Genomic DNA, 21,545 nt, shown 5'->3' on the forward strand with positions numbered 1-21,545 from the left:
CCTGATTTCACAACAAAATAACCTTGACCGAAAAGGACAATGTCCTTCAGATCAAGGCTATTTGTGTGTTTTAACCTTTTACAGCACCCTCTGCAATCCCCTCCATGATGAACTTCTGGAAGAACGCATAGATCAGGATAACCGGGATCGCAGTCAGAACCAAGGATGACAGAATCAAAGGCCATTCCTTGTTATATTCGCCAAACAACATGTTCGTGGACAGAATCAGCGTATATCGATTCACATCGGTCAACATGAGCAGTGGCAACAAGAAGTCATTCCAGATCCACAGGAAGTCCAGAATCGCGATGGTGACTGTGATTGGAAGCAAGAGCGGGAAGATAATCTGGAAGAACGTCTGGAACTCGTTACATCCATCAATCTGAGCCGATTCCTCCAATTCACGCGGAATGGACTTGACAAACCCGTGATAGAGGAAGATGGCCATGTTCACACCAAGCCCGATATAGATTAAGGCCAATCCGTACGTGCTTCCCTGTACACCCATGCCTTTGGCTACCCGTGTCAGCGGAATCATGATCGAATGGAACGGCACCAGCATCGATGCCACAAACAGGAAGAAGATCAGATTGCTCAGTCGACCAGAGGTACGTGACAGCTTGTATCCAGCCAATGAGGCACAGAAGACGATTCCTCCGATCCCCAGAAAGGATACAATCGCCGAGTTCATCGAACTGCCCAACAGATTGATTTTGTTAAATGCGTCCGAATAATTCTCCCAGTGAAGCGTCGTCGGCAGCGCGATAAAGGACTGGAACATCTCTCCTTGTGTTTTGAAAGAGTTCACCACCGCCATGTAGATCGGCAGCATGGCCACGAGAGAACCCAGAATCAGCAGTAGTCGAATCAGATAACTGTTCAGTCGTTGCATCCTCATGCTTCCACCTCTTTCTTCTTCATGACGGTGATCTGGATGAGTGTGAAGATGAGAACGATGATGAACAGCACAACCGATTTTGCACTCGCATAGCCGTACCTGAAGTTATTGGAGAACGCTTCTTCATAGATATTCATCGTGATAACCTGTGTAGCACGGCCCGGTCCACCACCAGTCAGTCCATACACCACTTCAAACACTTTAAATGCTCCATTCAGCGTCAGGAAGAAACAGATGGTCACAGCATGAGTAATCATTGGAAGCACCACATTGCGCAGCACTTGGAACGCGTTGGCGCCATCAATGACAGCCGCTTCCTTGAGACTTTTTGGCACACCTTGGAGAGCGGCCAGATAGATGATCATCATATACCCCACACCGTTCCAGAGCGATACGATCAGAATGGAGTAAAATGAAAACTTCGGATCTCCCAGCCATTGCTGGTCCAAGAATGAAATGGCCAGTTTCTGTGCGAGCTGTGGCAGCACCTGAGAGAAGATGAATGTCCACATGAAGGCACTAATGATTGTACTGATCATGTTAGGCATGAAGAACAAGGTCCGGAATAGCCCTTTGCTGCGCGTCCGTGATTCGATCAACACGGCGAGCAGCAAGGCAATTCCATTTTGCAGAATGAGCATAAATATTACATATTTCATCGTGAACCACAGGGAGTTCAGAAAGTCCGGATCTTCTTTGAACAATTCCACGAAGTTGCCCAGACCGATAAAGCTGTAATCCCGATTAAGTCCGTTCCAATCCGTCAGACTATAGAACATGCCACTAAACGTAGGGTACAGCAGGAAAATCGCATAGATGACAAAGGCAGGCGCAGTGAACGCGAGCAATGACAGATACTTCTTGAACACATTCGTAGCCATAGGTTCTCCCCCTTTTCACTCGAAGCGGATAATCGATTGTAAACGGGGGAACGAAGAACGTTCTGCCAGCCGTTTCATCTGCTTGGGCCTCGCAGCTCCTTACTTGTTGACTTTGTTGTAGGATTTCCACGCTTTGTCGAGCGCATCGATAACCTGCTGTTGATTTAATTGCCCGGAGTAGTAGCCTTGTAACGCTTTGCCTGATTCATCTTTAACTGCTTGAGGGATAGAAGGGTCCTGATAGGCTTTGCCTTCGTTCACATATTTCAGGGCATCGTCTACCCATGGGAAGCTCTTGAAGTCATGGATCTTGGCAACCGGATTGAATTTGAGTGCTTCATAGAAGGCACTTGAATCCTTGTCATCGAGAATGTAGTTCACGAAATCGAGTGCCACTTCTTTATTCTTGCTGGATGACGATACTGCCAGTGAAGTGGACGTACTCAGATTGATTTTAGTATCATCCGGGTTATCATTGATCGGCATCGGTGCCACACCAAAGTTCAGGTCCGGGTTGGATTTCAGAATCGTCTCGGCAAACCATGGTCCCTGAATCCACATCGCTGCGCTTCCTGAAGCGAAGGCTGCTGAACCATCATCTCCGCCGACTTCCAGCGCTTTCTCTGTACCATTCGCATTGACCAGATCGAAGACATCGAACAACGCTTTCATATCCGAGAAGGAGCCTTGATCCTGATTCATCTTGTCGATGAAGTCTTTGTGCTCCGACTGTGTTAAAGCCCCCACAGTGAGCGGCAGGAATAATTGCGGAATCCAGGATTCTTTGTAGGACAGTTCAAACGGTGTGATGTTGGCTGCTTTCAGTTTCTCCACGACCGCCTTCATTTCTGTTAACGTTGTTGGTACTTCCAGCCCTTGCTCTTCGAAGATATCCTTGTTGTACAGATAGCCCCATGATAACGTTTCCAATGGAACAGCTACGACTTTGCCCTCCGCATTGGTTACGGAAGGTTTCACCGAATCCAGTAATTTATCGACAAAAGGTTGATCCGACAGATCTTCCAGATAACCCGCTTTGCTGAACGGTGGAATCTCATTGACTGCATGCAGGGCGAACACATCCGGTGCATCATTGGAGGCGAGACGTGTCTTCAGAATCTGAGGTGCATTGTCTGCTGGCGGCATCTCCAGTTGCACGTTCACCTCAATGTTTTTCTCTGCTTTCTCCTTGGCTTTGAACTGTTCTATATATTTATCGTAGTGTTCTTTCAGCCGAGGTTGTGCAACGAATACTTTGAGGGACACCGTGCTGCCTGATGCCGATTCTTCCTGCCCATTGTCCGTTCCTGCATTGGAACCGCAACCTGCGAGCAGAACACTGACCAGTACCGCACTTGCTACGCTTTTCCATACTTTCATCTCTTATGACCTCCCGGTGTGTGACTGGTTTGTCTTTCATAGGCTCATTATATATCAGAAAATGAAAGCGCTTCATTGGACAAAATTAGACTTGTGTATTGGATTATTTTAAACCTTAATCCAGCCCAAAGGGCTTTCTTGAACGGCTCATTGCGTGCCACTGCTTGAATTGCCTGGCATACGCGATAGTCCCTTGCGCATCTCCCCCGGTGAAACTCCGAAATGTTTCTTGAATACCCGATAGAAGTAGGACACATCCTCATACCCCGCCATCTCGGCAATATGTTTGAATGGAATCTGATCATCCATCACCCATTCCTTCGCTCGTGTCATGCGTAACTGGACGACATAATCGGTCACATTCACCTCATACTCTTTCTTGAATACCTTGCTGAGATATTCCTTGCTGACAAAAAAGATCTGGGCGAGCTGCTCCAGCGTAATCATCTCCATACAGTGCTGCTCCATGTATTGCTTCACTTCCTCCAGGTTCAGCTTGTTCTTGAATTTGCGCTGCGCAATGAGTTGCTCGAGAGCCTGGTAATATGGGGCGGATATCCAGGCAATTGTGGATTCTATGGAAGCCAGCGCTGTTGAAGGGGGTAACACCGTTGCTTCGCCCCGCTCGTACAATCCATTGGAGACACAGAGTTCATCCAGCAAAGCCTGTAGTTCATAGGCCACTCGTCCAAGCTGCCGGGGTCTGTTAATCTCGCTGCGTTCCAGCTTCTGCTGCAGTTGCTGGAACCATTCCCGCAGACTTTGAATGTTCAGGTCATTAAACCGCAAACGAGCCTGCTGTTGAAACAAAGAAAAATCACCAGCAAAGGAAGGCGGATACGCTTCCCATGATTCCGGCGCAGATTGAACCTTTTCCAATTCTTTGGCACATTTGGCTAGTACACCATTCAGTTCATCCGGATTCACCGGTTTGAGCAGATAATCCGCAGCCCGATGGCGGATCGCATGTTTGGCATAATTGAAGTCATCATACCCGCTCACCACGATCACCTTGATCTGTGGGTACTGTCCGCTCAGCGTCTGTAGCAGCTCCACACCGTCTGTGCCGGGCATGCGCATGTCCGTAATGATAATGTGAGGCTGATGCTGCTTGACCAGTTGTATGGCCTGCTCACCATCCTCTGCTTCACCTGCAACCGTCATTCCGAGTTCACTCCAATTCCCCAGGTTGCGCAAAATATCCCGGTTCCACGGTTCATCATCCACCAGCAGTACTCTGTACAGTTCCTTGTTCACAAGGCTTCGCCTCCTGTATTGCAGGGAATTCGTACTGTAACACTCGTCCCCTGTCCGTATTCACTTTCCATGCTCATCCCGTATTCAGGTCCAAAATGCATTACCATTCGTGAGGCTGCATTAACCAGTCCAATACTCGTCCCTGAACTCCATACCCGATCAGCCTCCCAGGTAAGTCGCTCCAGCCTGGACTGCATCTCCGCTAGTTTCTCAGCATCCATACCCACACCGTTATCACGAATTCGAATCGTTACCTCTTTAGGTTCACAGACGACCTCAATGCCCAGCTTCCACTCCCCCGGTTTCTTCTCCAGACCATGCAAAAATGCATTCTCCACAATGGGTTGCAAAGACAACTTGGGAATATAACACGCCCGAAGTTCTCCGGTAATCTCCAGTGTGTATTCAAGCTTGCCGCCAAAACGCTGCTTCTGAATGAGCATATAATGTTCCAACTGATCGAGTTCAGACTGTAAAGGGACAAGTCCATCCGGCGCTCGCACAATATAACGAAACATTTCGCTCAAGGCTCGAATGACTTTATAACTGTCTGCCGGTTTTTGCGAGTAGACCATGCCGCCAATCATCTGCAACGTATTTTGCAGGAAATGCGGATGGATCTGGGATTGCAGAGCTTTGAGCTCCGCCGTCTGCTTCTCCAGATTCATCAGGTAGTTGTCCCGAATGTGTTCCCGTATACGGCTTGACATGCCATGCAGATTTTTCTCCAACAGACCAATTTCATCCACCCGGCCGCTTCGTACCACTTCTCTGTCCTTAATCAACTGAATACCCTTCATGGAATTGGCCAGTCTGACAATGGGCTTCGAGGTACGCCAGGCCACGAGCGCAGCTATTCCCACAGAAATGACGGTTGCCAGGCCACCTACAACCAGTCCGTATTTCATCGTTTCCAAGGCACTCTCGTTAATCACATGGGCAGGTACAATCTTGATCACACGCAGTCCTGACGGGTCAATGGAATGATAGAATACGTATTCCTTGGCTGTACGGATGAAACCGGAACTTTCTTTGGCGCCTGCCAATTGTGCCAATGCTTCAGCGGACGGCTGGATGTTTTGATTCGGCTGATAGACCGGGTTGCCCGCACTGTCGGCGATGTATACTGCATAAGCCCCCCTGCTATTCAGCAGCTCGAGGGTCTGATTGAACTCAGCCCACTTGACCTCCAGACTGATGGCGCCGATCTGTGCCTGATCCTCGAAGCGATTCATGCTGCGAGTCATGTGAAACTTTTGCGGATCGTCCGGATCATTGATAATTGTAAAATCTTTATGTTGTGCAAAAAGCTCATGATACCCTTCTGGGATTTCCGATACCGTTTTGATGCGAGAATCCATGGAGTTGAAGGTGAACAAGGTGTCCAGTTCCTTCAGATACAGCTCAACGCCAAATACATAATTGCCGGCAGAATAGTATACACTGTTCAGCATATTGAACATGGCCTTCTGTTCGTCGAATCGGCTGGCTGCCGGTGCTTCCTGGTTCAGCGCCAGATATTGATGCAGTTCGTCACTGATCTGAATGGAATAGATAATATTGTTCATGCGAGCGAACTGTTCACCCAGATAGATGGAGGCCCAGTTCATATTGGCACGGTTGGTCTCCATAATCTCCTCTTCCATGGAAGAGCGGGTATTCTCAGCTGCCATAGCGGTCATGGCAATGACGGGTAGAACAGCCAGCAGCGTCATGGTAAGAATCAATTTATTACGAATGCTGCGTTTGAAAGGATCTGTCAGCTTCCGATAACATTCAGTAAACACAGCACATCCACTCCTGAGCTAAAATAGACAAACGCCCCAGCATGGAAGCCGAGGGCGCTTTGGTCTTGATATTCATTTTGGTAATTATTATTTCCTATTATTGTTCGATAATCCGTACGCCCCATGGTTTCAGTTCGATCTTCTCTCCCGCAGCAATCGGAATTCCTTCCAGAAGTTCGGTCCCTTCCCCATAGGCATTCACGAAGGATGTTGCCTCATCCGCATAATTGAAATAGTAGCGAATCGTACTTCCCTGATCGTTCACACCTGTCTTCACAATGATTGGAAAAGCCAGTTCCTGCTCAGCTCTCCATACACCCGCTTCCTTCATGACACGCTCCAGTACCTTACGGATCACCGCAGAACTGGTGTAACAGCCGACATAGGTTGCTTTGCCTTTTCCATAGACATTCTGGGTAATTGCCGCATATTCACCCCAATGTGGATGATCATACCAAGCGAGTACTTCAGCCGTTGTCGGTGTAATTAATTCCATCCAGGTGTGGATCTGATTCTGCTCTTCACCAACCCCAAATGGATCATCCCGCAGCGAAACATGTTTTGGCTCTACAAAAAGGTTATAGCTGATTCCGCATGCCTCACTGATCAGGCCAGGCTGGCGGCTAGAGCGTACCTTGATATGCTCATTTGCAAAGCCGCTCTTGAACGAGTAGACGATATGTCCGCCATCCTGTACGAATTGATTCAATTTTTCCAGCAACGCATCCGATGCAGCATACAGAGCAGGTACAACGAGCACGTCATACGCCGCATAATTCTCAACAGACGGGTCGATCAGGTCACAGCCAATATTCATTTTATATAATTCATCGTACATCCAGCGAACCACATCATTATAATTCTTGTCACTGGTGAAGTTAAACCCAAACCACTTGATTGATGTCAGCGCCTCATTGCTGAACAGCACAGCCACCCGATTCTTTTTCTTCAGATTAACGAGCTTTGGACTCAGACGGGCAAAATCCCTGCCAATGGTCTTCGCTTCGTTGTACACCGGATTCGGTTCAAAGTCATGACTGAGCAATCCTTTCCAATACGTCTCGAACGAATTATGCAACGAATGCCAGTGCCAGTAGGCGACCATGTTCGCTCCGGATGCCAGATGACTGAATGCCTGCAACCGAAGTTGTCCCGGATAGGGAACCCAATGCCAGAATGCCTGCGCTTCGGTCTCCAGTACCAGATAATTGGATTGTTTGGTGGAACGAGCCACATCCCCGCCGAATGAAATCTCAATGCCTGTCAGATCATCCTGGGAAGGATGGTAGATATCCACACTGGTGATGTCAAAAGGTTTCGATGCGGCAAAATGATCCACATCCCCTTGAATGCCGTAGGAATATCCACGCCAATCGAAATCAAAGTTCTGGGTAACAAACTGTCCTTCCTGTTTGTATTCATTCACGATCCCCACTTGCCAAGCCAAAAAGTTGGTTACCAGCTGCCGCTGGAACTTGGCAAACTCAGCACCCAGACTACCGTTAATCGTTCCTACAACAGACGGGAAGTCTTCCCAGCTATTGATCCGATTACTCCAGTAATCGAGGCCAAATTCCTTGTTAAGCTCATCCAGAGAGCTGAACTTGTTCCGCATATATTTGACGAATTGCAATTGTACATTATCTCCGGCCGTATTGTAATGTTTCGTCTCGTTATCCGTCTGATAACCGATGACCGCTGGATGTGTGCTTACCCGAGAGATCAGCTTGCGGATGATCCGCTCGGCATAGAATAGATAGGTTGGATGTGTAATATCCATGATCTGTCTTGCACCATATTTACCAGGTCCCTGTGAGGTAGTAGCCAGCACGTCCGGATGTTCCTTAACCATCCACGTTGGAACAGCATACGTTGGTGTTCCTACGATGACCTGAATCCCCGCTTCATGCATGGCGTCCAGCACACGGTCTACCGAAGAGAAGTCAAATACGCCATTCTGCGGTTCATGAGTACTCCAGGTTGATTCTGCAATGCGGACCACGTTGATCCCGGCATCCTTCATCATCTGAATGTCCTTGTCCAATCTTTCATAAGGCATATATTCATCATAGTAGGCCACACCATATAATAATTTGTCCATGATTTAATCTCCTTTTTAAGTGGAAAATATAATGATCTTGACGTGTGCAAGAGTTGACATATTCCAAGCCTTAATGGTAGCGTTTACATTATTATCGGTTGAAGAACTTGGATTGTTCAGTAACCTCTTCAAACGCTGATATGTTCCACGGATTATCCATGCTCGCGTTAAACTGATTATAATGAAGTATACTAAGGGTGCCGATTGTATAAGGCGAGTTGTTTTTACCCTTTTCCGAGGTGAATGTTATGGATATCCGATCACAGCTCCGAGAAATGCCTCACCATACGCTGGCCCACTGGCTGCCTATTATCGACTCCAACATCAAATTCTATGGTGCGCACAGCCAACAAGTACCCCATGGATGGGCGATGCCGGAGGAATCACATCCGGGTTTTGAGATTATGTTGATTATCCAAGGTACTCAGGAGAGTGTGATTCACGGTTATACCTATACCGTGGAGGAAGGTTCCATTCTTCTCATTCCTCCCGGGTTCAAACATACGAATCAATGTGTATCGACGGAAGGCATGACTTATTTTAGCGCTCACTTTAATGTGGATGATCCGGTCTTTACCCTGAAGCTAATGTCACAGCATAGCCAAATCTACGCAGCAGGTACGGCCGTTAATCGGAAGATGCGCGTTGTGCTGGAGAGTTGGATGAGCATGATTAATGTATCCGAAGCCTACACATCCACGGACAAAATGATCATGCAGGCACGCATGTTTGAACTGTTCGCCCTGTTGTCCCAGGCCGCTGACAATGAACCGGAATCCACAACTTCCGTTGCTGCTTCACATGCACCAGCTCCAACAGCCATGCATTATGCGGGAGCTATAGCGGAGGCAATCAAGCAGGCATTCCATGCCCAGCTTCGAACCAAGGAAAGCAGTGTATCCACGGTCAAAGTAGAGCAGATTATATCCTCGTTTGGCATCAGCCCGGGATATGGTCTACAGGTCTTTCGCAAGGTGTACGGGCGATCACCCAGGGCTTACCTGTCCAGCTTGAAATTGCAGGAGGCCAAGGTACTGATCGAACAGCCTGAGCTGTCGCTCGGGGAAATTGCGTGGAAGCTCGGCTACACCCATCTGTCCCATTTCAGCAGACAATTCAAACGTTGGACAGGCCAGAGCCCGCTGCAATACCGCAACCATCATGCAGATGAATCAGGTGATCCTGTATCCTATAGATCTGAAGCAAGTCCGGAATCTTGATTGCGTATACGCTCATACTCTTCCGGCGTGTTCATATTACTCATTTGCATCGCTACTTGATGGACACCTGCGCTCTCAAGCTCTTCCACTTCCACATAGCGGCAACCGATCTCTTCAAGCCATCGCATGACTCGAAGATGATCCTGGTTCAGACGCTGCTCCAGATCAGGGAGCACTCGCTTGTGGTAGGCCCCTGCAAGAGGGTGGACATGCCCATCCACGCGTGGAACGATAGCAGAATATGAGTTATGCGATTCGACCAGCTTTTTTATTCCATCGAAAAAAGACGTTTGCAGGAGCGGCATGTCGCAAGCGCATACCAGATTCCAGTCTGTATCGGAAGCTTCCAGCGCCGCGTGAAGACCGGCGAGTGGCCCCTTCCCCGGATAGTGATCCTGAACGCAGTCGTAGTCCATTGCACTGTAGGTTGTCACATGGGGTCCGGCAGCCACGATGATACGCGATACTGCGGGTCTCATGGCCTTTGTGACATGTTGCAGTACAGCAGAACCGTTCAGTTGCAGCATGGCCTTGTTGGTTCCCATGCGGCTGGATAAACCTCCTGCCAATATGATGCCTGTCCATTCCCTTGAGTTCATGATGGCTTGTTCCCTCCTGGTAACGATATGAGCTTGTTATATCAATGGATCAACATTTTCTATAGATTGAATCCCCTTTCAACAAATGATACATTGAACAATATGCATTTGAAAGGAATGGCTTAATTGGACAGACCTATACCTTCAAAAGGTAATCCCTCATTGGGATCTCTGAAACTATATAACTTTTTCATATATGGCGCCATCTCTATCTTTGCCGGATTCCTGCAGTTATATCTGCAAGAGATTGGCATGACCAAACTGGAGATTGGCAGTCTGATGGCGATTGGACCTTTTGTCTCCTTGTTCGCCAACCCGTTCTGGGGTTTCTGGAGCGATAAATCCCGCAATATTCGCATCATTCTGATGATTATGATGGGAGGCACTTTTGTGCTCGCCCAAGGTGTATTCTATGCGCCCAGTTATACATGGATCTATGTAGCCATGATCTTTTTTTATTTTTTTCAAAGCCCATTATTCGCTCAAACCAATAGCCTGATTCTCGGATATATCGATGGCACAACCCAGAAGTTTGGATCATTCCGGCTCTGGGGTTCACTGGGTTGGGCACTGACTGCCGTTGCAGCCGGACCGCTCATCGACCGTTTTGGTATCGGCAGTGTATCCATTATCTTTGCGTGCATGATTACTGTCGCCTTCGTGTTATCCGTGTTCCTGCCCAGACAGCCTATTGCTTCCGATACACCCGTGGTGACTTTTCGGCGGTTTGGCAAAGTCATGTTCAATCCGTATTTTATGACATTTATCGGTCTTGGTGTACTGGTCTCGGTACCCAATGCCATGAACAGTACATTTATGTCCTTATATATTGTAGAGATGGGTGGCGACAAACAGATGGTCGGCTGGGCCATCTTCACCTCATCCATTCTCGAAGTCGGTGTATTCCTGCTGCTCGACCGCTTGCTCAAACGCAAAATGAGCATGCTTCTGGCCTCTCTCATCCTGATCAGTCTGCTGTTTGCACTGCGCTGGCAGCTTATGGCACTAGCCAGCAACCCGATGGAGATTGTATTCATTCAGCTGATGCATTCCATCACGTTCGGCGGGTACTTCTATGTAGGCACACAACTGACCATGCTGTTTATTCCAAGACCCTATCGTTCCTCCGGTCAAGCGGTCTATACGATGGCCTGGGGCGGTCTCTCAGGGGTTATTGCGGGTCTGTTCGGCGGCTGGCTGTTCCAGAACTTCGGGGCGGAAGTCATGTACAGTATTGGCGTATTCTTCTCGCTCATCGGTGCTGTTGGATTCAGCATCATGTGGTTGTCAAACCGCCGTAACGGCTATCAGCCGGTTGTGTTGACGGAGATGGGCAATATGGATGAGGAGAGATAATCTTTTGTTAGAAAAATTGAAAGATTGATTTACACAAGAGCACTACGATGACAGAAGAATCTTTCGATCGCTGTTATCCCCGGATTTTTTTGATCCCCTTTTCAAAGGGTAAAATCCAGGGATAAAGGCGAACACTCCGCTTCTCCAGCTTTCTTCTGTCCTCTCCGTTATCGTGCAAATTAACGTTCAAACATTCAAACAAAAGATTATGGATAGTAGTAGTAAAGAAGAACAGAGAAAGGGGCGCTCTCGACTTAATGCCCTTCACCTTGTACAGTTCCAGACTGAACTGTACCCATTACAACTTAATAGTGGCAAGATACATTAGTAGTTCCTAGTTTGTACTCTGATCCAGTCCTCCCTGTATCTCAAACTAACTTTACAACAGGCAATATAACTTATCCCGAGCTTTATCCCGGTTCTCATAACTCCCCCTCATCCAGTGCTTCATTTATACTCTCAACACAGCCCTGCTTCTAATGTTAACGAACCTTAGACTCCTTATTTGTAGTAATTTCACCTAATGCTAAAGCTAAGGAATCTCAGTCACGTTATATCGCATAAAAGACACTAAAAATCTCGAAAAGACAGGATAAATGAGGAAATAAGGTGTCTACGATTCGTTACGTTGCTGGAATGCCGAAATACACTTAAATAGCATGTCCTCGGTTCGTTAGATTCTTGCCTCACACGCACATCCACCACTTCAGCACATGTTCATGTTCATGCCATATTATATACTCGGTCTAAAACTAACCTAACTATATGTTGAAAAACAAAAGGGCATCCTTCGCCATGATCATGACAAAGGATGCCCTTGCTTTAACATATCATTTGTCTGCTTGCCAGCACTCCGATGAACAGAGCTTAAGCTGATTCATCGAGCTTATGCCTTCGGCAGTTGGAATGAGCTTTTCAGGGATACAACCCGGTTAAATACCGGACGACCTGGCTCGGAATGTTTCGGATCTACGCTGAAATAACCGTGACGGAAGAATTGGAACTTGTCCTGAGCGTTCGCTTCCTTCATCTCTTGTTCCACATACCCGTGAACAACCTCAAGAGAGTTCGGGTTCAGTTGATCCAGGAACGTTTTCTCCGGTTGCTCTTCCACAACCTCCGTTTCAGCCCCAGCTACAGCCACTTCAACCTCAGCTTCTGGTGCTTCATCCAGAATCAATGGCTCATACAGACGGAATTCAGCAGGTACCGCTTGAGTCGCTTCTACCCAGTGGATTGTACCTTTAACTTTACGGCCAGTGAAGCCACTACCGCTCTTCGTCTCCACATCATAGGTACAATGAATCTCAGTCACATTGCCTTCTGCATCCTTGATTACATCGTTACATTTGATAAAGTATGCATGTTTCAGACGAACTTCGTTGCCAGGGAACAAACGGAAGTATTTGTTCGGTGGATTTTCCATGAAATCGTCTTGTTCAATATAAATCTCACGAGAGAACGGAATTTGGCGATTACCCATCTCCGGGTTCTCCACATTGTTCTCTGCTTCAAGCCATTCCACTTGCCCTTCCGGGTAGTTGGTAATAACCACTTTGAGCGGGTGCAGGACAGCCATTGTGCGTGGAGCTTTCAGTTTCAGATCTTCACGTACAAAGTGCTCCAGCGTTTGCAGATCGATAACCCCTTGGCTCTTCGAAATGCCTGTCTCAAATACGAAATCACGAATGGCTTCCGGTGTATATCCCCGACGGCGCAGACCCGAAATCGTTGGCATACGCGGATCATCCCATCCATCCACATGGCCTTCGTCCACTAGCAGTTTCAGCTTCCGCTTGCTGGTCACCATCTGGGACAGGTTCAGGCGGCCAAATTCGTATTGACGCGGCGTGCTCTCCATCTCACATTCCGCAATAACCCAATCGTAGAATGGGCGTTGATCCTCGAACTCCAGGGAACAGAGGGAGTGCGTTACACCTTCAATGGCATCTTCGAGCGGGTGAGCGAAAGCGTACATCGGATAGATGCACCATTTGTCGCCCGTGTTATGATGATGTGCATGTGAAATTCGGTAAATCACCGGATCACGCAGGTTGATATTCGGTGCAGACATATCGATCTTGGCACGCAGCACTTTCTCTCCGTTCTTGAATTCGCCTGCACGCATACGTGTGAACAGGTCGAGATTCTCTTCCACCGAACGATCACGGTACGGGCTGTTCTTGCCCGGCTTTGTCAGCGTTCCGCGCATTTGACGAATTTCGTCGGCGCTTTGGTCGTCGATATAGGCTTTACCTTTTTTAATTAACAAGACCGCACGGTTGTACATCTCATCAAAATAATCCGAGGCAAAACGTTTCTCGTTCCACTCGTATCCGAGCCATTTCACATCTTCCTGAATCGATTGAACGTACTCTACATCTTCCTTGACCGGGTTCGTGTCATCAAAGCGCAAGTTCGTTTTGCCGCCAAATTCGCCGCCCAGCGTAAAGTTAATCCAGATCGCCTTGGCATGGCCGATATGCAGATAACCGTTCGGTTCCGGAGGAAAACGGGTAATAACTTCCTGGACTTTCCCTGACCGGAGATCTTCGGTAATAATATTTTTGATAAAGTTAGGTGGGGTTGTACGATTGTCCACAGGTATCAAACCTTTCATGAATTGATTGGAACTTTCAGTAATTGCAACGCGTTTCATTTAAATATACCTTTAACGGGGGAGGAGTTCAATAAAGAAGGCACCAAAGTCAGGTACAGCCGTGCATAAATAGGCCCAAAACCATTTTGACGGGTTCGCTCGAATCATGTAGCATGATAGTAAAATAAAATTAAAGGGAGGGTTTCCCATCACATCAAATTCGCTTAAACTGACCAAAGAACAGCAGGATGAAGCCATTCGTACCATCCAGTCGTATTTCGAAGAGGAACGTGGCGAAGAACTGGGTGATCTGGCCGCTTGGGGTGTCCTCGACCTGTTCATGACACAGCTCGCTCCCTACATATATAATCAGGCACTCCGTGACGCGCGCACAACGGTCAATCAACGCATGGCATCGATGGAAGAAGACCTGTTTGCACTGGAACAAAAGTTACCCAAGACTTCCCGTTAATTCACTACAAACACGTGTTCAAAAAAATCTGGTTTTCAGTACCGAGAAGATGGAATGAAGCTAGAAATGGAGTAGCGGAGCGTAGATAGAGCTACGTGAGCAACGGACATTTCGGCTGAATTTCATATTCGATGCTGATAATGCCGCTAGGCATAATTCGTAATCAAAAGTGGATTTTTTTGAACAACACTATATAAAGAAAGAAGGTTGCATTCATGTTTACCTATTCATTGGATGAATATACCGAACTCCGGCCGCTGGCCATGGAACACACCAAACCGCTGTTCGAACTCACGGATCGTTCACGGGATCAACTGAGACATTGGTTACCGTGGGTTGATCATGTGACAGAAGTGGAACACACCTCGAACTTCATTACTAATGCATTAAAACAAGGTGCTGAAAATGGCGGCTTCACCGCCGGTGTGTGGTTAAAAGGTGATCTTGCCGGCATCATCGGATTCCACGAGATTAACTGGACCAACCGCTCGGTGAGCATCGGATATTGGCTTGGGAAAGGTTTTGAGGGTCAGGGCTTGATGACAAGCGCTTGTCGCGTTCTGGTTGATTACGCACTGGTCACACTGGATCTGAATCGCGTCGAGATTCGCTCGGCAACGAACAACAAACGCAGCCGCGCCATCCCGGAAAGACTCGGATTCGTTCTCGAAGGTGTCATTCGTCAGGCAGAGAAGCTGCCTAAAGGTTACGTGAACCATGCGGTATACGGCATGCTTCAGCATGAATGGGAACTTTTACGCTAATTTGTTTACATAATTGAGTTAAAATCTAACTAAGACCAACCATATGCCCCTTTCCTGTGTACATTTTAAACACGGGTGAGGGGCATTCTTGGTTATTGATCCATTTTTTACTGACAATTAAGGTTCCTCTCAGCCTCCCTTCATTCTTGCTCTCTAATATAACGTTGTGGGTGAACACCCATACCAACCTACAGAAGAAAGAAGGATGATCCAGGATGAAGAGAGCCAAAACATCAAGAACAGTAGTGGTTACCAGCGCAATGGCTATGACGATTGCACTCGGTGGAGGCATGTTTGCACATTCAGTAGCTAATGCAGATCCGGCAGCAAACCCTTCAGGCCAGACGGACAACGCTCCTACAATAAATTCACATCAAATAAAACCAGAAGACGGGGTTAGAGGTTTGGGGCCCGGGCTGGAGCGCTATTCGGACGAACTTACCTCCGTGCTTGGCGTGTCTGCCGATGAGCTGAAAGAAGCGCGCAGGTCAGGCAGCACCATTGCCCAGATTGCAGCAACCCAAAATGTAGATGTACAGACCGTCATTGATCAACTGGTCGCAGCGGAGAAAACAGAACTCCAGCAGCAGTTGACCGATGGCAAAATCACACAAACCCAATACGATGAGCGTGCAGCTACAATTACACAACGTGTGACTGACCTGGTAAATGGTAATAAGAAGGACGTTGGAGCAGGTGGGCGTGGTCGGGGTGGATTTGGTGGACCAGGAGCAGAACGTTATACCAAGGAACTGACCTCCATCCTCGGGGTTACAACGGAAGAACTGAAGGAAGCCCGTGAAGCAGGCAGCACTATTGCCGAGATTGCCGTCACCAAGAATATGGACGTGCAGACGGTTATTGATACACTCGTTACTGCCCAGAAAGCAGAACTGCAACAACAGTTAACCGACGGCAAGATCACACAAAGCCAATTCGATGAGCGCGAGGCAGACATTACTCAACGAGTTACTGACCTCGTCAATGGTAAACAGCCAGAAGGTCCAGCAGGTCACATCCATGATCATGGAGCAAAACCAGACGGCGAGGCCAAGACAGTGCCGATTCCGGATTCCAGCAAAGTCGACAAGTCAACTAACGACAGCAGCAAAGACTTATCTTAACAAAGGATTAGGCCCAGAACGCTAGGCAAGCACAGGCTTGTTTATACACCCGGTTTAATGCATGAATCAAGATAAAGCCCCTCCTACTCCACAACAAGTGGACATCAAGGAAGGGCTTTGTTTGGATATCGCAATCCGTTTCCATATCACTTTAAATCTGTTGATCAAACTTCTCCCTTAGAGGGCTCGGACCATACCACCATCCACGATCAATGAGGTTCCGGTGATGTACGTATTGGCCCCGGATAACAGGAATACCACCGCTTTGGCAAACTCCTCTGGTTGACCATAACGGCCGAGTGGAATCTCCTTGCGGAACTGTTCCGATACTTCATCCTCACTGACTCCGTTCTGCTCTGCCCGTGCAGCGTCCAGCTCACGAATGCGGTCTGTGGCAATACGCCCTGGCGCCACCGTGTTGATTAAAATTCCGTATGGAGCCAGCTCTTGGGATAACGTCTTTGCCAATCCAAAAACGCCGGTACGGAACGTGTTGGACAGCACCAGACCCGGAATGGGTTGCTTCACGGAAGTTGAAGCGATATTCACAATGTGTCCTCCGCTTTCTTTCATATAAGGAAGAGCACCGCGAATCAGCCTTACATAACTGAGTACATTTAATTCAAATGCACGCTCCCAATCTTCATCCGTCAGTGACTCAAATGAACCCGAGGGTGGCCCACCCGAATTGTTCACCAGAATATCAATCTGCCCGAACAGCTCTGCTGTCTTGTGAATCAGCGCCTCAATATCTTCCTTACGTGTCACATCGGTTGCATGATATTCCACACGTCCACCACCACCAAGCGCCAGAAGCTCCTGCTTCACGGCTGCGAGCTTTTCTTCGCTCCGGCTGGCGAGCATGACGTCAGCACCTTCTGCTGCCAATTGAGCGGCTACCGCTTTGCCCAGCCCGCGGCTGGAAGCCAGCACCAGTGCTTTTTTACCTTGAAGTCCCATGTCCATCGTTGTTCCTCCTCCTCAGCTACGTTTCTATTTGGTTTGGATAAAATAACCCATAAGAATGTCGTCCACATCCTTGCCGCCGATATAAAACTCGGACACCAACCTGCCTTCCGTCACAAATCCACACTGGGTATAAAACGTAATCGCTCCCGGATTGCTGGAGAGTACACGCAGCCTGAGCTTACGAACGCCTTGTTGGGCCGCATGCTGCTTGATAGCATCCATCAAAGCAGTAGCGATACCACAACGCCGATCATGAGGATGAACTGCAATATGAATCTCGTAAACGTGACGGTTGACGGGCATACCTGTCGCTGGCTGAAAGCCCACATAACCACATACCCGCTCTCCCTGCACCGCAATCAATTGGCTGCCTGGCGGACAATACTGCAGGTATTGCTGTCTGGAGCGCCATTGCATCGGTGCAGGAGAGGTGTATTTGTCCCATACCAGGGTGTCCAACTCCATGAGCTGTGCTGCATCTTTAATCTCGGATGGACGAATCGTAAATGTATGGCTGGTAAGCATAATGATTCAACCTTTCGTGCTATAGTCGACAACGCTGTACGTTACAACGCCGGAAGTTAAGCGAGTGATGAGTTAGAAGTTAGGAAACCATGATTCGTTAGCGACACTGTCTAACTGGCTTTGTTCTATATATTGTAGCATAGCCTCAACGTTGACTAAAATTCCAACCGGGTTTGAACCTTTTCGCATAATGAAATGAAATAAACGTTTAACCTTGCCGTAACGTCATGGTTTATACTGGTTCGATAAGGAGGGGACGCATGATGAATATCAAAGAGGCAGCAAGCAGGCTCGGGATATCGGCGAGAGCCATTCGTTTTTATGAGGAAAAAGGATTAATTCTACCCGCCAAACAGACCACTAACGGGTATCGCACCTACACAGAAAATGATATTTGGCGGCTTCAAACCATTGCTGCGCTGCGTGAGATTGGCATGTCCCTGCAGGATATTACACACGCGCTCGGAGAGATCGATCAGGGGAATCAGCAGCGGCTGGAAGAATATCTGGAGCTGCAACAGGCCGTCATGTATGCCCAATGGATTGAACTGAAACGTATGATGGATACAACCCAGCGTATGATTGATCTGAATCGCCAGGACGGACCGCTGGATGTCAGCCATCTGCACGATCTTGCGGACAGTGCGCGGCGTCTGCGTGAAGCACGGCAGAACTGGCATGATCGGTGGAATTATGACACACAAGCAGCCGTCCATGATCAGCGAGTGCAGGGTGGACACAGGGACAGTGCGAGGCAATCCTTTTCAGAGGACAGGCATCGTTCAGACAACGTCTCGCCTATAAACGATCAGCATGAGATTTCACATCCATATCATAATACAGATGAGTCCACATCGAGTGATTCAAATGATACGGTGCAGTCTTCCTTTTACCTGTATCACAACTATGATGAGGGACTGGAACAGACAGCTCAATGGATCTCGCCCGCCCCAGGCGAGAAAGGACTCGATATCGGTACAGGCACGGGTAATCTCGCAGGAAAACTACTACGTTGCGGCGCAGACATGACTGCAATCGACCAGTCCCGGGAGATGCTGCGCAGATGCCGTACCAAATATCCTGACATGCATGTGAAGCTTGGTAATTTCCTGGCGCTGCCTTTTACCGATCATTCCTTCGACTTTGTCGTATCCAGCTTCGCCTTCCATCATCTGAGTCCAGATCAGCAACTACTGGCCTTACAGGAGATGCAGCGAGTTCTAACCTCGCGCGGACGTATCGGTCTAACGGATCTGATGTTTGTCGATGCTGCTCACCGCGAGGCGTATGTCCGTGAAGCTGAATTATCCGGACACGAAGAACAGTTGCGCGCCTTGCGTGACCGTCACTTCCCTCTGCTGGGTGAGCTATGCGGATGGCTGGAGCAACAGGGGTACGTCACCAAGCATGTGCAGCATAATGAGCTGTTGCACACGTTGCTGGCAGTGCCTTTGCGGTGAACATCGAAACACCAAGAGCGTACAAATGAAATAAATAGATTTACATTAGGACAATGTGTTCTCTCTCACAAAACGCTTCAAAGTACGTCTCCTTCTTATGTATAAAAAAAGACTCCACCATGATGAAAATAGTGGAGTTTTTTTGAGTTTTCCCGCGGTGTCTTCCGTGATTTTTATGCTGAAATAAATATCGTGGAAACCTTTCTATGAATACATAGTGTGTTTCTAAAGCATTGTAATCCTGTAATCACGTAATACTTACCTTTTAATAGATATTCATTGGTTTAAGCAGAATTTGAATGTAAAACCCGAGTAAAAGATCCATGTATTAACATCAAATAATCATAATACCATTTTTAAAAATCGTAAGATATATACAATCACATAGAAGTTTTTCTGAACGCGAATGTATAATAATGGAAATAATAGCGAATTTGTAAAACCTACGTAAATTCGTAAATATTTATTCCTAAATTTATAAGTAAAGGTGGTGCGCTCCTTTAATGACCGAAAATCATCGGAGAATTAAGTTTGAGAAACAGCTGTTATTGAATTTTATAAGAGATGTTAAAAAACAATTTCCTAAAAAAGCATATGGCTACTTTTTATCAACAGAGCCAGATGGTGGACCTTCTGAGTACATAATTATGCAAGAAGATGTACGAGGTTCTTTCTTAGACTATTTCTCATCCTATGGAAATTACTACAAAGACCATGATGATGCCGGATTTTTAACTTCTCCAGAAGAAACTATTAAGATTGAAAAGTATATTCGACAGAATAAGTTGTTCAAAGTGGGGGTATTCCACAGTCATCAACGACACCCCGCTATATTAGCAAGGGTAGATGTCGATCTACATCCCTCATCGAGTGTTTGGCATCTTCTAATCTCTTTACGGACATTAGAATATCCCCAAATTAGAGTTTTTGAAGTAAGCCCTGATAAACAAGTAAAAGAAATTAAAATTGAGTTGGCAGAACTGGAGGATCAAAATGAAGCAAGCTATACATTTTACTGAGATGAGTAAATCTTATAATGAAGATGAGCTTGTCCAATTCCTTAAAACAATCTTCTCTGTTAATCGATTTGGAAAACCAGTAGTAACAAATAATCATGTTCTTTATGAAGCTTACCAATTGCTTAGTGACATACCTTTACACATTAAAGAAGAAATTCTATATACAAGATTTTATAAGGATAATGAAAAACGCTATAAAGAGTTGATAGCTAGATGGATGATTGAATTACCTGGGGGCACATTTAATATGGGGAATCACAAAGAGGCTAAATACTTATATTGTGGAGAAGAGCCTTTACATGAGGTATACCTCTCACCCTATAAAATAATGTCAATTCCAGTTTCAACTAGTTTGTATAAAGAGTTTGATCCTGATTATCAAAGCGCCCCACAAAATTATCCTGCAACTAGTATAACTTGGTACGACAGTTTTATGTTTGCAATTTGGTGTAATACTGATCTACCAACCGAAGCAGAGTGGGAGTATGCAGCAAAAGGAGGGAAAAATCATCACTATCCAATTGACGAACATTCTCTAATTGATTACGCATGGTTTAGTGATAATTCTGGAGGTAAATTGCACGTAATCGGACAAAAGAAGCAGAACAATTATGGCTTATATGATATTAACGGTAATGTATGGGAATGGTGTTTGGACACTTATAACTCTAATTATTATTCAAAAACTGCCTCTCATAACCCCGTAAATATAAATGATGGAGAAAACAGAGTCTGCCGAGGAGGAAGTTTTCATTCGTTCATAGATATGTGCAGAAATAATTTCAGGCATCATGAACCTGCATCATTTCATGCTTATGATCTTGGTTTTAGGTTAGTTAAACATGAAGGAGGACAAATTCAATGATTACAGTAATCTTGCCCCAATTCTTAACATCTTTAGCTAGAAATCAACAAGAAATACAAGTAGAAGTAACTGATTTGGCAGAACTCAAAAATTATTTGGCATCTAGCTTTCCAGCATTAAAGGAAAAGTTATGGGAATCAAATGGCACTACTAAAAGAAATGTATTGTTTGTTTTAAACGATAATTTAATTAAATTTGAAGATTACAAAGTAATTCAGTTTAAGCAAGATGATGAATTAAATATCATTTTACAGTTTGCTGGTGGTTAA

General features: G+C 46.7%; 19 protein-coding genes. 9 read left to right on the forward strand and 10 right to left on the reverse strand.

From position 1 onward, the window contains the following. Positions 1–70 precede the first annotated feature (70 nt). The 6 genes from MKY85_RS27430 to MKY85_RS27455 form a co-directional block, all read right to left on the reverse strand. Positions 71–898, reverse strand: a complete 828-nt coding sequence (locus MKY85_RS27430; protein WP_062836914.1) for a carbohydrate ABC transporter permease — start codon at positions 896–898, stop codon at positions 71–73. Continuing rightward, positions 895–1,779: a sugar ABC transporter permease gene (locus MKY85_RS27435; RefSeq protein ID WP_124116573.1), complete on the reverse strand. Its 885-nt coding sequence runs from the start codon at positions 1,777–1,779 to the stop codon at positions 895–897. Before MKY85_RS27435 ends, MKY85_RS27430 begins: the two co-directional genes overlap by 4 nt. Positions 1,780–1,878: 99 nt before the next feature. After that, the gene (locus MKY85_RS27440) at positions 1,879–3,159 is read right to left on the reverse strand and encodes an extracellular solute-binding protein (protein WP_339238285.1); all 1,281 of its coding nucleotides are present in this window, start codon (positions 3,157–3,159) and stop codon (positions 1,879–1,881) included. A gap of 147 nt (positions 3,160–3,306) precedes the next feature. Then, positions 3,307–4,416: a response regulator gene (locus MKY85_RS27445; protein WP_339257728.1), complete on the reverse strand. Its 1,110-nt coding sequence runs from the start codon at positions 4,414–4,416 to the stop codon at positions 3,307–3,309. Further along, the gene (locus MKY85_RS27450; RefSeq protein WP_342571238.1) at positions 4,413–6,203 is read right to left on the reverse strand and encodes a sensor histidine kinase; all 1,791 of its coding nucleotides are present in this window, start codon (positions 6,201–6,203) and stop codon (positions 4,413–4,415) included. Before MKY85_RS27450 ends, MKY85_RS27445 begins: the two co-directional genes overlap by 4 nt. A gap of 97 nt (positions 6,204–6,300) precedes the next feature. After that, complete coding sequence (locus MKY85_RS27455; protein ID WP_342571239.1) at positions 6,301–8,304, reverse strand: beta-galactosidase; 2,004 nt, start codon at positions 8,302–8,304, stop codon at positions 6,301–6,303. Between the two features lie 248 nt (positions 8,305–8,552). On the opposite strand from MKY85_RS27455, the gene MKY85_RS27460 reads away from it, so the two are divergent. Further along, positions 8,553–9,524, forward strand: coding sequence for an AraC family transcriptional regulator (locus MKY85_RS27460; protein ID WP_339257730.1), 972 nt, complete (start codon positions 8,553–8,555; stop codon positions 9,522–9,524). On the opposite strand, the gene MKY85_RS27465 is transcribed toward MKY85_RS27460, so the two are convergent. After that, a complete protein-coding gene (locus MKY85_RS27465) occupies positions 9,494–10,123 on the reverse strand; it encodes a molybdenum cofactor guanylyltransferase (protein ID WP_342571240.1) in 630 nt (209 codons plus the stop codon). The genes MKY85_RS27460 and MKY85_RS27465 overlap by 31 nt on opposite strands. A gap of 162 nt (positions 10,124–10,285) precedes the next feature. Between MKY85_RS27465 and MKY85_RS27470 the strand changes: the two genes are divergently transcribed. Beyond that, positions 10,286–11,479, forward strand: coding sequence for an MFS transporter (locus MKY85_RS27470; RefSeq protein WP_342571241.1), 1,194 nt, complete (start codon positions 10,286–10,288; stop codon positions 11,477–11,479). An 886-nt stretch (positions 11,480–12,365) separates the two neighbouring features. Here MKY85_RS27470 and MKY85_RS27475 read toward each other — a convergent pair. Then, positions 12,366–14,099, reverse strand: a complete 1,734-nt coding sequence (locus MKY85_RS27475) for a glutamine--tRNA ligase/YqeY domain fusion protein (protein ID WP_342573490.1) — start codon at positions 14,097–14,099, stop codon at positions 12,366–12,368. A gap of 208 nt (positions 14,100–14,307) precedes the next feature. On the opposite strand from MKY85_RS27475, the gene MKY85_RS27480 reads away from it, so the two are divergent. The 3 genes from MKY85_RS27480 to MKY85_RS27490 all read left to right on the forward strand — a co-directional run bounded on the left by MKY85_RS27480 (position 14,308) and on the right by MKY85_RS27490 (position 16,438). Then, complete coding sequence (locus tag MKY85_RS27480; RefSeq protein ID WP_244988428.1) at positions 14,308–14,550, forward strand: DUF2164 domain-containing protein; 243 nt, start codon at positions 14,308–14,310, stop codon at positions 14,548–14,550. A 215-nt stretch (positions 14,551–14,765) separates the two neighbouring features. Next, the gene (locus MKY85_RS27485; RefSeq protein ID WP_253441402.1) at positions 14,766–15,314 is read left to right on the forward strand and encodes a GNAT family protein; all 549 of its coding nucleotides are present in this window, start codon (positions 14,766–14,768) and stop codon (positions 15,312–15,314) included. 215 nt (positions 15,315–15,529) lie between these two features. Beyond that, the gene (locus tag MKY85_RS27490) at positions 15,530–16,438 is read left to right on the forward strand and encodes a hypothetical protein (RefSeq protein WP_342571242.1); all 909 of its coding nucleotides are present in this window, start codon (positions 15,530–15,532) and stop codon (positions 16,436–16,438) included. 177 nt (positions 16,439–16,615) lie between these two features. Here the strand turns inward: MKY85_RS27490 and MKY85_RS27495 are convergent, their stop codons facing one another. Next, positions 16,616–17,404 carry an SDR family oxidoreductase gene (locus tag MKY85_RS27495; RefSeq protein ID WP_342571243.1) on the reverse strand — a complete coding sequence of 263 codons (789 nt, stop codon included), beginning with the start codon at positions 17,402–17,404 and terminating at the stop codon, positions 16,616–16,618. A gap of 27 nt (positions 17,405–17,431) precedes the next feature. Beyond that, a complete protein-coding gene (locus tag MKY85_RS27500; RefSeq protein WP_342571244.1) occupies positions 17,432–17,932 on the reverse strand; it encodes a GNAT family N-acetyltransferase in 501 nt (166 codons plus the stop codon). A 260-nt stretch (positions 17,933–18,192) separates the two neighbouring features. Here MKY85_RS27500 and MKY85_RS27505 point away from each other — a divergent pair, with 260 nt between their 5' ends. From MKY85_RS27505 to MKY85_RS27520, 4 genes are all read left to right on the forward strand, one after another. Then, positions 18,193–19,392 (forward strand): methyltransferase domain-containing protein, encoded by a 1,200-nt coding sequence (locus MKY85_RS27505; protein ID WP_342571245.1) that lies wholly within the window; start codon positions 18,193–18,195, stop codon positions 19,390–19,392. 503 nt (positions 19,393–19,895) lie between these two features. Continuing rightward, complete coding sequence (locus MKY85_RS27510) at positions 19,896–20,411, forward strand: hypothetical protein (protein WP_342571246.1); 516 nt, start codon at positions 19,896–19,898, stop codon at positions 20,409–20,411. Continuing rightward, complete coding sequence (locus MKY85_RS27515; protein WP_278297871.1) at positions 20,386–21,276, forward strand: formylglycine-generating enzyme family protein; 891 nt, start codon at positions 20,386–20,388, stop codon at positions 21,274–21,276. The genes MKY85_RS27510 and MKY85_RS27515 overlap by 26 nt, the downstream gene beginning before the upstream one ends. Next, a complete protein-coding gene (locus MKY85_RS27520; protein WP_278297870.1) occupies positions 21,273–21,545 on the forward strand; it encodes a MoaD/ThiS family protein in 273 nt (90 codons plus the stop codon). The genes MKY85_RS27515 and MKY85_RS27520 overlap by 4 nt, the downstream gene beginning before the upstream one ends.

Origin of the sequence: Paenibacillus sp. FSL R5-0749 (assembly GCF_038595085.1) — a bacterium.
Taxonomy (GTDB): domain Bacteria; phylum Bacillota; class Bacilli; order Paenibacillales; family Paenibacillaceae; genus Paenibacillus.

Coding starts and splice junctions, on each gene's coding strand:
- MKY85_RS27430 (WP_062836914.1), bottom strand. CDS start 898: ATGAGGATGCAACGACTGAACAGTTATCTGATTCGACTACTGCTGATT.
- MKY85_RS27435 (WP_124116573.1), bottom strand. CDS start 1,779: ATGGCTACGAATGTGTTCAAGAAGTATCTGTCATTGCTCGCGTTCACT.
- MKY85_RS27440 (WP_339238285.1), bottom strand. CDS start 3,159: ATGAAAGTATGGAAAAGCGTAGCAAGTGCGGTACTGGTCAGTGTTCTG.
- MKY85_RS27455 (WP_342571239.1), bottom strand. CDS start 8,304: ATGGACAAATTATTATATGGTGTGGCCTACTATGATGAATATATGCCT.
- MKY85_RS27460 (WP_339257730.1), top strand. CDS start 8,553: ATGGATATCCGATCACAGCTCCGAGAAATGCCTCACCATACGCTGGCC.
- MKY85_RS27465 (WP_342571240.1), bottom strand. CDS start 10,123: ATGAACTCAAGGGAATGGACAGGCATCATATTGGCAGGAGGTTTATCC.
- MKY85_RS27475 (WP_342573490.1), bottom strand. CDS start 14,099: ATGAAAGGTTTGATACCTGTGGACAATCGTACAACCCCACCTAACTTT.
- MKY85_RS27485 (WP_253441402.1), top strand. CDS start 14,766: ATGTTTACCTATTCATTGGATGAATATACCGAACTCCGGCCGCTGGCC.
- MKY85_RS27490 (WP_342571242.1), top strand. CDS start 15,530: ATGAAGAGAGCCAAAACATCAAGAACAGTAGTGGTTACCAGCGCAATG.
- MKY85_RS27495 (WP_342571243.1), bottom strand. CDS start 17,404: ATGGACATGGGACTTCAAGGTAAAAAAGCACTGGTGCTGGCTTCCAGC.
- MKY85_RS27500 (WP_342571244.1), bottom strand. CDS start 17,932: ATGCTTACCAGCCATACATTTACGATTCGTCCATCCGAGATTAAAGAT.
- MKY85_RS27505 (WP_342571245.1), top strand. CDS start 18,193: ATGATGAATATCAAAGAGGCAGCAAGCAGGCTCGGGATATCGGCGAGA.
- MKY85_RS27510 (WP_342571246.1), top strand. CDS start 19,896: ATGACCGAAAATCATCGGAGAATTAAGTTTGAGAAACAGCTGTTATTG.
- MKY85_RS27515 (WP_278297871.1), top strand. CDS start 20,386: ATGAAGCAAGCTATACATTTTACTGAGATGAGTAAATCTTATAATGAA.
- MKY85_RS27520 (WP_278297870.1), top strand. CDS start 21,273: ATGATTACAGTAATCTTGCCCCAATTCTTAACATCTTTAGCTAGAAAT.